8 protein-coding genes are annotated in these 11,484 nt (G+C 41.0%); 2 read left to right on the forward strand and 6 right to left on the reverse strand.

Annotated features, from left to right (window positions below):
- Positions 1-70: 70 nt before the first annotated feature.
- Positions 71-643: a hypothetical protein gene (locus RMZ41_RS18185; RefSeq protein ID WP_322641196.1), complete on the reverse strand. Its 573-nt coding sequence runs from the start codon at positions 641-643 to the stop codon at positions 71-73.
- Positions 644-829: 186 nt separating this feature from the next.
- On the opposite strand from RMZ41_RS18185, the gene radC reads away from it, so the two are divergent.
- Positions 830-1,561 (forward strand): RadC family protein, encoded by a 732-nt coding sequence (radC, locus tag RMZ41_RS18190; protein WP_322734475.1) that lies wholly within the window; start codon positions 830-832, stop codon positions 1,559-1,561.
- A 309-nt stretch (positions 1,562-1,870) separates the two neighbouring features.
- Here the strand turns inward: radC and RMZ41_RS18195 are convergent, their stop codons facing one another.
- Complete coding sequence (locus RMZ41_RS18195) at positions 1,871-3,373, reverse strand: hypothetical protein (RefSeq protein WP_322641194.1); 1,503 nt, start codon at positions 3,371-3,373, stop codon at positions 1,871-1,873.
- Positions 3,374-3,926: 553 nt separating this feature from the next.
- Between RMZ41_RS18195 and RMZ41_RS18200 the strand changes: the two genes are divergently transcribed.
- Positions 3,927-5,480, forward strand: a complete 1,554-nt coding sequence (locus tag RMZ41_RS18200; RefSeq protein WP_322641193.1) for a sodium:proton antiporter — start codon at positions 3,927-3,929, stop codon at positions 5,478-5,480.
- Positions 5,481-5,819: 339 nt separating this feature from the next.
- Here RMZ41_RS18200 and RMZ41_RS18205 read toward each other — a convergent pair whose 3' ends face one another.
- From RMZ41_RS18205 to infC, 4 genes are all read right to left on the reverse strand, one after another.
- A complete protein-coding gene (locus tag RMZ41_RS18205) occupies positions 5,820-6,377 on the reverse strand; it encodes a DUF3124 domain-containing protein (RefSeq protein ID WP_322641192.1) in 558 nt (185 codons plus the stop codon).
- 76 nt (positions 6,378-6,453) lie between these two features.
- The gene (locus tag RMZ41_RS18210; RefSeq protein WP_322641191.1) at positions 6,454-7,131 is read right to left on the reverse strand and encodes a TrkA family potassium uptake protein; all 678 of its coding nucleotides are present in this window, start codon (positions 7,129-7,131) and stop codon (positions 6,454-6,456) included.
- A 206-nt stretch (positions 7,132-7,337) separates the two neighbouring features.
- Entirely contained in the window at positions 7,338-10,337 is a 3,000-nt protein-coding gene (locus RMZ41_RS18215; protein WP_322641190.1) for an MFS transporter, read from the reverse strand.
- A gap of 362 nt (positions 10,338-10,699) precedes the next feature.
- Entirely contained in the window at positions 10,700-11,233 is a 534-nt protein-coding gene (gene infC / locus RMZ41_RS18220) for a translation initiation factor IF-3 (protein WP_012412604.1), read from the reverse strand.
- Positions 11,234-11,484: the final 251 nt, after the last annotated feature.

Genomic DNA, 11,484 nt, shown 5'->3' on the forward strand with positions numbered 1-11,484 from the left:
GCTGGTGTAGACGCAATGGCTACCGTGGTAAACTACGCCCATTGCTAACTACTCAAATTTCAGATATTACTCATGATTGCGACTTTACGGACGCTTGCAGCAATTCAATATCTCTAATCTGAAGAATGCCACTACTTTCAAATTGCACACTGATTTGGATTTTAGCAGCATCCGCTTCTTTTTTAAAATGGGCGCGTGCTTCGTAAGGCTGAAAATCTTCTGTTAGTGAAACTCCTGTAGACCATGAGGTTGTCGTCATAGCGCCCCATTGTCCTGGTCTACGTAAACCTAAGCTGACTTTAATTGGTTTTTCTGTGTTTAGCGCTTTCGCGTTAAATTGACAACTAAGAACACACTCTTGGATATCGGGTTCTGCAACTTCAAACAATATGACATTTCGCAAAGGATCTGTACTAGTCAACAACGACTGGGCCTTATCGTCATAAGCTTCAATTTGCAAGCTTTCTCCAACAATTGCAATGCCTCCCTTTGTCACTGTGGAATCGGCAGGTGTGAATCGACGAATCACCACAAATGGCTCTGCGGGTTCGGGAATGCCGAAGCGCTTTTGCAAATCGTTACCGACTTCTTGAATTTTAGAGTCAATAAAACCTTTAAAATTGTTGAATAGATCGTCAAACATCACGTAGTTTACGCCGTAGGCATCGCTCTAAATCATATTATTTTCAGTATTCCCTGGGAAAGTTGCAAATGAAATTACCCACACAAACTTACTAAAATTAAAGATTTTCTCAAATAAATATGATTTGGGAAGCAAACAAGGGATAAATAAGGATAGTTGGATGTGTGGTGACAATTTTCTTAGTTTATGACCTATTGCCTCAGAATTGCCGACCTACCTACAAATGAGCGTCCGCGTGAGCGATTAATGACGCATGGAGCCAAAATTTTAGCCACAGCAGAGTTAATCGCAATTCTTCTAGGCACTGGTCAAGGGCCAGGGAAACTGTCTGCCGTGGGTTTGGGACAATATATCTTGAGCGAATTAGGCAAACATCAACGCGATCCTTTGGCAACTCTCCGAGAAGTTAGCCCCGCAGAGTTGATGCAAATTTCTGGTGTTGGCCCGGCAAAAGCGACAAGTATTCTAGCAGCAATTGAATTGGGTAAACGCGCCTTTCAATCTCGACCCAATGATGGCACATTGATTGATAGCCCACTTGCTGCTGCTGCTACCCTTAGTCAAGATTTGATGTGGCAGACACAAGAACGTTTTGCAGTGGTGTTATTAGATGTCAAGAATCGTTTATTGGGTACACAAGTAATTACCATTGGCACAGCAACCGAAACCTTAGCTTCTCCCCGTGATATTTTTCGGGAAGTTATTCGTCAAGGCGCAACGCGGGTAATAGTTGCCCACAACCATCCTTCTGGGAACCTTGAACCCAGCCAGGAAGATATAGAATTAACGCGCCAGTTGTTAGCAGGGGCGCAGCTTTTGGGCATTCCGGTACTAGATCATCTGATTTTGGGTAATGGCAATCATCAGAGTTTACGGGAAATAACAACCTTGTGGGATGAACATCCGCAAGGGGATTAACGAAGAGGCAGAGGGCAGGGAGAAATGGCCCCTTCTTCCTGCTGTGAAGCCTACTGTGTAGACACAACTATGACCAGTATAGGTTTCAATTCTAGTAGTTTCGTAGGGTGCGTTATGAATACGCCGAAATAACAAATGAGTATGCCGAAATAACAAATGGGTACGCCGAAGTAACAAATGGGTACGCCGAAGTAACAAATGAGTATGCCGAAGTAACAAATGGGTTGGCTAGCAAGAATTGTAGGCATCGCCATGATTGCAACAATTTAGCTTTGTCACGTCAGCGTAACGCACCTTTCTTTCTCTACTTTATGCTTTATCTACCCAATAAAGATAATATCGTTCATCATTTAACCAGCTTCTCTTAAAATCTTTGATCGGAACAATCTTCAAATCATTGCGCTCGACATTCAATTTTTTGTTTAAAATCAGCAAAATTTTCTTTTGTTCATCTTGATTTTTGAGTAGATAATTAATTTGGCTTAATATCTCATCCTGTTTAACATCTGTGCGACCTTTTTTAAATAGTGTAAAGCTTCCCATCTGTTTAAGCTCAGGATAGTAAAACTTTCGATGTAAATAACCCGACAATGGAGCCATATTTGCATCTCTGCTGGCAACAATCAATTCATGACTTAATCCAGATTTTTGAATATATTGAGATGTTTCCCGACTAGCCGATAATGGGACTATTAAATCTCTTGAAAAACTAGAAATGCCTCCTGCAAACTGTATATAAAGAATCAGCATAAAAACGAGATGATGCCATGTATGAACAAATCTAACTGAATTTGGATAAATAGAAAACTTATTCAATAAAACCGGAGATTCTTGATAATAACTCGCCAACCAAAGAGCCGCTATAAAAACTAAATAAAAATGTCCAAAATGCCGAGGTACACCCAGGAATCTCAGGTATGTAAAGGTAAATATTACACAATTACCTACAATATATAAAAATAGAGGAACTGGCTTTCTAAACAATTTAAGCGAAGTTAAAACTAAAATAAATAGAGTAATTACCGCACAAATAATTAAATCAATCCATTTTTTGTGTGCAGGAATAATTAATAAATAACTACCAAATATTCTACCTATACTTCTCAATAAATGACGAATATCTAATTGAACTATCCAACCATTATTCAACCCACCATGAAGATAACTATCTATTGGAGGAGTAAGAATATAAACAGATATAAGAAAAGAAAATATGATAATTACAAGACTTAAATATAAATCGTATTTTTGGCTTTGACTAATATATTGCTGGCAATGTTCTCTATCAAAACAAAATTCAGCTAGCAAGGTCAATGCTAAAGAAAATGATACAAGTAAACCATAAGCGCTACTATTGGCTAGTAAACCCAATAAAATTGCTAAATAAGCATAAGTTTTTTTTCTTGAGTTAAAAATTGTACAAAATGTAAAAATGAACAACATACTAAAGGCATAATTACGAGAAATTAAAAGATATTCGGAAAAAGGAAAAAAACCAAATGAAAACAAAAATTTTTGTTTATAATTAAAAGGACTATATAGACAAAATAGAGCAACTGAAGTAACTGTAATTAATAAATGAAAGATTTGCATAATAATAGGATTATCTACTATTTTTCTCAAAATTGCTAAAGAAAAATACCATAAAACAGGATGACCTTCATAATGAATATTTGCAATTAAATCTTCAAAAGATTTACTATCTCTGACAATCAGCCAGGGATTTAGTTCATCTCGCCACATCGAATGGTTGAGAATACCTATTAAACCAAGAACAGAAAAAATAGTGATAATAACCCAAGGAGAATGCAAAGGGATTCTCGAAGTATATTTGATGAGATTTTTGTTTATCATGGGTAGATGAAGCATAGATCCTAATTCCTTATTTAACCTACCAGACTTGACAAATTCTTGGTAATGTAGGCACACCTAAAGATACCAAAAGTACCAGCAGGAACGGCTTGAGATTATTTGTAATGACTTCCCGGGCGATCGCTGATTCAAGCACCATAAACATATTCCTGGTATAATTTTGCATTGATTCTCATCTGACTATTTTTCAGATGACATCGGCTCAACGTAAGACTTTAGTTAGCAGAGAATGAAGATTTTACAGTTAACCGAGCATTTAGGAGGAAGGTCTTGGCTAATAAGGGACTTCTAAATAAAAAATATCCCATCCTTGCGGGACGCTACCCATAGCAAGATCCCCAAAGGGGTATGCTTTAAGGGCAGGGGGCAGGGAAAGTCATAGTGAAATTCAGAAATTGGATAATTTATTTTTTGGAGTTTCCTAAAGTTGCTAATTTGGCAGCAGTAACGTGAGAATCTATCAGTGAAGTCCAAATCGCTTTAGATTGTAATAGTGGATGTTACCGAATTAGTCAAAGTTTCAATTATTCTCTTGCTCCTGGCTACAGGTGTAGCTCTGCTATCCCGGCGGTTGAGAATTCCTTATGTTGTGGGTTTAGTTTTAGCAGGTTTGCCCATCACTGAGCTAGTATCTCGTCCGATTGGTTTAAATCCAATCCTTGTTTTGGAGCTTTTCCTGCCAATTCTCCTCTTTGAAGCTGGTATTAATACAGATGTCAGCCGCCTACGCAGCACCTTTAAACCAATTGCTCTACTTGCTGGGCCAGGGGCTGTGCTTTCTAGCGCGATTATTGCAGTACTGTTGAAATTTGGGCTGGGACTAAGTTGGATACCTGCCTTATTTGTAGGAGTAATGCTGGCAAACACTGATACAGTTTCAATGATTGCCGTCTTTAAGGAAATACCAGTACCCTCGCGTCTTTCCACCATCGTTGAAGGAGAAACCCTATTTAACGATGCTGCTGCCCTGGTTATGTTCAACCTAATTGTGCAAGTATATTCAACAGGTTCGCTCACATTTATAGAGGGAATCCAACAACTGCTAGTTATCTCTCTAGGAGGCTGCGTTGTGGGGCTAGTCTTGGGCTACTTGAGTATACCTATATTCGCCCGTTTAGATGATGCTCTTAGCAGCCTTTTACTGACAGTTGCGGTTGCATTAGGAACTTTTCAGGTTGGGCAATTTCTCGGTGTATCAGGTGCTGTGGCTGTAGTTGTCGCGGGATTAATTTTCGGGAATTTAGGGCTTTCTCGCAATACTTCTGCTTCTAGCCGCATCACTTTGTTGAGTTTCTGGGAATATGCCAGTTTTACTGTCAACACGTTTATTTTTCTGTTGATTGGTGTAGAAATAGACTTGGTAACGCTCTGGAAAACTTTACCTGCAATTCTACTTGCAGTTTTGGCTTTTCAAGTCGGGCGAATTCTTACAGTTTATCCGTTACTAGCATTGGTTCGTTGGATTGACCGCCCAATTCCGTTGCGCTGGCAACATTTACTGTTTTTAGGCAATATCAAAGGTTCACTTTCAATGGCTCTGGCATTGAGTTTACCTACAACACTGCCAGGGCGAGAAGTCCTGATAGCTATAGTCTTTGGCTGTGTGCTGGTGTCGTTAGTGGGACAGGGTTTAAGTTTGCCTTGGGTGGTAAAACGCTTAAAATTATCTAAATTTTCCGAAGTTCAACAACAGGTTGAAGAGTTACAAGCCCAGTTGATGACAGGTAAGGCAGCACAAGATGAATTAGATAGTTTGTTGAAATCAGGGGTGTTACCAAAAGCCGTTTATGAAGAGATGCGTTCAGTTTATCAAGTGCGAATTGCCAGCGCAGAAAAGATACTGCGAGAACTTTATAATCGTCGTCCTGATGATGTGGATGGCAAAACTGGCAACAGTGCTAAACTTGATGCCATTCGCCGCCGTTTACTTTTGGCAGAAAAAGGAGCGCTCAATGAGGCGATGCGGAAGCGAATTCTCTCAGAAGAAATTGTACGCGGACGGATACAAACTCTTGATGAACAATTGCTGAAATTAGATGATGATTAATATTGGGGATTGGGGATTGGGGATTGGGATAGTCTGGGCTTCGTGGGTGAACCTCTGAGCTTTGTGAGTCAACCTTTGAGCTTTGGCTGATTGATTAAAATCTGCTGCCTCGTGTTAAATATTGAGTCAAAGGCTCAATGAATGTATTCCCACAATCTGTATGGAAACGAGAAAAACTTAAGGGACTTCCAAATAAAAAAATATCCCATCGCTTTTAGGCGAGGGGGCAGGGAGCAGGGGAAAAAAAATCGTTTTGATGCGGTGAAATTGGATAATTTATTTCTTGGAAGTCCCTAATTACGAATTACGAATTACGAATTACGAATTACGAATTACGAATTACGAAGGCGATCGCTTATCATTATTTTGACTTTTAATCACTCTACCAGGACTGATAAAAGAAATTCCTTGCTGAAAGTCAGTACCAATCATGACTGCCTCCACTATAGGTTCAGATATTTCGGTTTGAGCCACCCACTCGACAATAAAGTTTGCGCCTAAACCTCCACTGGTATCATTTCTATTTATAAAAAAATCTGTAGAAGCTAGGGCATCAAGTTGAATAGGGCGCTCTAAATATTGTTTAACTAATTTTCCCTCTGAGTTATAGTAGCGCACAGCAGTAATAACGATGGGATTGGTCATATCTGTATTCCGAACGCTGAGGGTAACTGCTAACTCGAAAATCTCTTGCTTATTGTGATGATAGATATGGGAATAGACGGGGACATAAACAGTTTGACCGCTTGCTATCTTAAAATTTTTATCTAGCGTCACTACTTTTTGAACTGGGGTTGCTTGAATTGCATCGGGTTGTGACTTGGGTGGAATATTCGTTGATTGACAAGATGCCAGAAAAATAACAGCGATCGCTAAAATATATAGATACGGTTTCATCAAAACTATTTACACCCCATTTTTTAACCCTGTGTAGCTAATCCCACCCAATAAAAACTTTCGGTAGGGACTGCGCTCAACATCTTTGTTCAATAAAATCAATGACTTGATGTAAAGATCCTGGTTTAGTCACAATCAATACTGTTGAATAAGGTTCCAGTATTGTACTGCCGTTAGGAATCATCAAATCTTCGTGGGGATGGGATTGATAACCAATAATTAGCGAACCACTAGGAAATCGGGCATCCTGAGCGATTTCGGCAACACTACGCCCAGCAACATAGCAATTGTTGGGAATGGCAAGTTTCAAAACCTCAATCTGTCCTTGCTCAAAATGCATCATTGATTCCACTTGGGGATACTCAATGGCATTCACCATTGTTGAAACTGATAGTTCAACAGTACTGATAATATGATTGGCTCCGGCTATCCGCAGTGGTTCGGCAAAGTCGGGGTGGCGCATCCGGCTCAAAATATGGGTGACACCGTAGTGTTTAGCAAGAGTTATCATTGCTAAGTTTAAGGCATCACTTCTCAATACAGCTGCTAAGGAACCAGCTTTGCGAATCCCAGCTTCTAACAATACTTCTGTACTTACAGCGCTGCCTTCAAAAGCCATCGCTCCTACTTGTTCGCGGGCATAGCGACAAGCGACAGGATCGATGTCAATTACGGCAACAGTATGTCCTAGTTCTACCAGTTTTTGGGCTAAACTTAAGCCCACTAAGCCGGCTCCACCTATTAGTACGTACATGGTATTCTTGATGCTCTCTTTGACTTCCTATTCCACTTTACAAGTTATAGCAAGGGACTAGGGACTGGGGAAGAGGCAAGGGGGCAGGGAGCAGGGGGCAGGGGGCAGGGGGCAGGGGAGCAGAGGAGCAGGGGGACAAGAAGAATAACTATACTCAAAGCCAATTCCCAATTCCCAATTCCCAATTCCCAATTCCCAATCCCTAGTCAATTTTTGAATTGGTATTTTTCGAGCAATTCTTTAACTTGAGCGGCCACCAACGGGTGTGGATCTTTTTGTAGCTGGGGTAAGATTTGCAAGAGAACGCGATGTGAAACCATATTCAAGTATGCGATCGCAGCTTCTCTAACAAAACCAGTTGGATGACGCAAACTCACTAAAATTTCAGAACTTGTCAATCTGATGCGAGTTACTTGAGCAAAATGGAAACAGCAAGCTAGACACCAATCAGAAAGGAAGTTACCCAACATCAGCAATCTGTGGAGGCGATCGCTAACTACCATATTCTCATAATCTACGATCTTAGCTTCTACAAGATATTGTAATTTTTCTGACTGCGGTCGGTTATCTAAAATATTCAGTAACAAAGACTTTGAGGACAAAGTTATGGTATGTTCTAGGATTTCTAACCCTCGCGCTAAGTTTACCACTGAGAGCGATCGCAAATTAAATGCTGCTGCTTGCATCTTTTCTGGCGAGTAAAGCAGTCTCAGTAATAGTAACAGCCGCTCCTTGACATCCAATTCCAGTTCTAAAAGGGCGCGTTGCAGTAACTCAGAAACAATCACAACCCTCTGACGTGATTGATAATTTTCTTTGTCATCTAATGTTTTTAAGTCAATATATGCGGCGTAAATCTCGCCTAAAAACTTTAATTCCTGTTCTATTAAATTTTCTACCCGACTTTCATAAAACCGATCTACTAAACCTTTGATTGCTGGTTGTTTATGTATTTTTAGTAAGCTACGAAGAATATGATCCCTGGTTATACCCCAAGATGTCTCTAAGTTTTCCCATAACGTCTCTAATGCTTCCTGAGTACCAATTTGAGCAATAGTACGCCAAGCGTACATTCGCACTACTTCTGGTTTGTAAATATTAGTAGCTAACCGTAATAGCATCTCTATAGCTTCATTTTCTAGCCGCACTAGGGCTGACATTGCTGTAGTACGAGTTGATTTGTAATAAAGTGCTGCAATCAGTGCCGAATAATATTCTTCTAAATGAGTTGCTGAAATCATTTCTAATACAGCACAGCGCACCCGTAATGACTCATCTTGTAATAAATTTGGGATGTGAATCCGTAACGCCTGCAAATAAACTGCTTCTCTAAGCGCTCTGACTCCATTCACCCGTTCCCGTTCTTGCTTATGAGTCAACATCCGGCGCATGGTTTGGGTAGCTGCTACCTTTTGCATGGGCGTTCCCTGGCGTAAGACTAAGGCGGCGGCGGTAGCGCGGATGAGTGAGTTTTGGCGGGGGTTCAGATATTCTTCTAAAATACTTAAATTGGGATTTGGTTCAGCTAGCCAAACGTAGCGTAGCGCTAGGGCGAAAACTTCGGGGTTAGTTTCTTGGGGTTGTTCTAACAAAGGACGGATGGCGGATAGATAAGCGGGATTTGCACCGGCTGTCAGCATCACTTCTAAACTTTGACGCTGCAAATCTGGGGTTAACTTGAGTAATAGAGGTGCTAAGACTTCCGTAGCTCCAAGGGAATCAATTTGAGCTAAAAGTTCAATGCAAGAGCGTTTATCCGCCTCGCTACCTTTTTCTTCTAAGGCTTTGACTACACCTTGCTTGAAAAATCGTAAGCCGACATTGCTTGCACTCAAGTGGCCTCGTGCCACACTCAAGACTAACAGTTCAACGTAGCGCGATCGCAATTCCCAAACTACTTTTAAACAAGTGGCAGCTATCAGCATTGTTTCTGCTACTAACACCCACTTTTGCAGGGATACGGGTACAAAGTGCCCACAAAACAATAGAGTTGCAAAAATTAGCGCTCCTGTCAAACCTGTAGCGATCGCTTCGGCAGTCCCGCCTGATAAAGTCTGCATCCGGCTGCGAATTGATTCTGGAATTGGTTGGTACAGGATAGGGCCGCTACTCATCACAAAGGTATAGCGCAGAAGTTCATCGCAGAATTTGACAAGTATCAGACCCCAGAAAAAGCTTTGCGATTGGATAGATGGAATTAAATACAACAATACCAGTACTCCTGGTAATGAAAAACCTACGGTAATTGGTAAAAGTGTCGCTGTGAAAAATACCCCCATCCGTTCAATAAGTCGGCTGGAAATAAACCACTGCAATAACAACTCACACAGTCCTAACATGCCACCAAAAAGACCCAAGAAACTGGCGAGTTCTCGGTCGCTCATATTGGACTTGAGTTCGCGCAGATATTGAAAATCTATTAACAAGCCAATAACTTGCAACAGGCCGACAAAAGCAAATAATTGCCAAACATAGCGCTTTAGAGGACTTTTAATGAAACGCTCTCGTGAAGCTTGTTCTTCAGGAACTAATCTTTGTGGGGTTTCAGGAAAAGCCGCTCGATAATGATGAGTTAAATACAATAAAATCCCCGAACCTAATAAAATCACTAGAGAAGCGATAAAGATGATCTTATTCAGCGAGGTGTATTGTACTAGCCAAGGCAAACTAAAGCCACTAATCACATCTGCTACCAACAGACCACTACTCACCAGTGGGTAAGTGCGCTTAATCTCGCGAATGTTAAATATTTGGTTAGCAACAATGGAGGTATTGAGGTCATTGACTACATAAAGGGCATCTACCCATAATCGCAGCAGAAAGGCCGAAATCAGTACCAAGTAGGAAATATTAGATCCCCAACGTAATACAACTAATAGTAGTAATGGCATCAACATGCAAGGTGCGATCGCCACAATCACCCGGCGTAAGGGAAAAATCCTTTGCAGCCAAGAGTATAAAAAAACCAGTCCTGCACTCATAACGGCACTGGCAATATACATCCACGGCAGTAAATGAGTCCCATATTCATCCAAAAACAGCGCCACTGTACTGTCTTCTGCCCATCGTAATCCTACACACACCGTTGTGTAAAAAATAAACATTATCTGAGTTCGTTCGCTCTCCTCTGGTCGGAGATTCACCCACTGTAATAGTCGTGGTAAAACAACTTTATTTACAGCAAACCAGTGATTTTTCAGTTCCATGCAATTTTATTTTCTGGTAGTATCACCCCGGAATGAGAGCAGGGGGGCGGAGGAGCAGGGGGGCAGAAGAAGAAAATACTTACTTATACTTTGTTGTCCCCTTGTCCCCTTGTCCCCCATTCCCTGGGAATAGCAAAAGTCCTGAGCAACTGAGTATTATGTTTCCCACTCAGCCCTCAAGACTATCTATATTGAGATAAATTTAAACTACCTAAAAACTTTGGACGTTTCTGCCCCCTGCTCCCTGCCCCCTGCCCCCTGCCCCCTGCCCCTTGCCCCCTGCAATTTCCAAAGAAAGAACGAAAAAACCCCTGACTTCTAGCCAGGGGATTTTCAACTTGGTCTATTAAACAGTTAGAGCATTATTTTTTGGGCGAGATAAGCATCATCATGTTTCGTCCTTCTTTTTTAGGCGCTTGTTGAAGCTCACCAAAAGGCTCCAAATCCGTTGCCATTCGCTTGAGCAAATCTTCTGCTAGGTCGCTGTGTTGAATTTCTCGACCCCGGAACATCACAGTCGCTTTGACTTTATCGCCATCTTTCAAGAAGCGCTCTGCTTGCTTAACACGCACATTGTAGTCGTGTTCTTCTATTTTGTAACGCATCTTAACTTCTTTGACATCAGCCGTGTGCTGCTTTTTCCGGGCTTCCCGCGCCTTTTTCTCTTGCTCAAACTTGTATTTCCCGTAGTCCATAATCCGACAAACTGGCGGGTCAGCTTTGTCACTTATAAGCACCAAATCTAACTCTTTCTCTTCTGCTAGTTGTAGTGCTTCCTGTGGGGGCATAATTCCCAGTTGGGCACCATCAGTATCAATAACCCGAATTTTCGGGAAGCGAATTCTTTCGTTAATTTGGGGCAGATCGCGAGTTCTTTTCTTCTCAATCACAGGCATTATGATTTGTGGGAGCTCTTAATGAAGGATTTGGTGTGCGTGGTCTTGATTGCTATGCCTTCAGAGGCAAAATACGGAAATAACTCAGGACTGAAAACATAGTCTACAGTTCTAGAGTAACTAATCCATAAAATAGTTGCGTCCTCAGTATTTGTCATTTTACTAACTCTGAGAGAGTTTCTCTGCAATAGTTAATCTAAATTACACAACCTAGACTCATATTAAATATTATTACAATTATTTAACAATAG

It is taken from the genome of Nostoc sp. DedVER02 (assembly GCF_034530675.2).
Lineage (GTDB): Bacteria > Cyanobacteriota > Cyanobacteriia > Cyanobacteriales > Nostocaceae > Nostoc.

What these genes read in the sequence shown, in the direction of transcription:
- radC (WP_322734475.1), top strand. Translation starts at nt 830, where the DNA reads ATGACCTATTGCCTCAGAATTGCCGACCTACCTACAAATGAGCGTCCG.
- RMZ41_RS18205 (WP_322641192.1), bottom strand. Translation starts at nt 6,377, where the DNA reads ATGAAACCGTATCTATATATTTTAGCGATCGCTGTTATTTTTCTGGCA.
- infC (WP_012412604.1), bottom strand. Translation starts at nt 11,233, where the DNA reads ATGCCTGTGATTGAGAAGAAAAGAACTCGCGATCTGCCCCAAATTAAC.
- RMZ41_RS18210 (WP_322641191.1), bottom strand. Translation starts at nt 7,131, where the DNA reads ATGTACGTACTAATAGGTGGAGCCGGCTTAGTGGGCTTAAGTTTAGCC.
- RMZ41_RS18185 (WP_322641196.1), bottom strand. Translation starts at nt 643, where the DNA reads ATGTTTGACGATCTATTCAACAATTTTAAAGGTTTTATTGACTCTAAA.
- RMZ41_RS18215 (WP_322641190.1), bottom strand. Translation starts at nt 10,337, where the DNA reads ATGGAACTGAAAAATCACTGGTTTGCTGTAAATAAAGTTGTTTTACCA.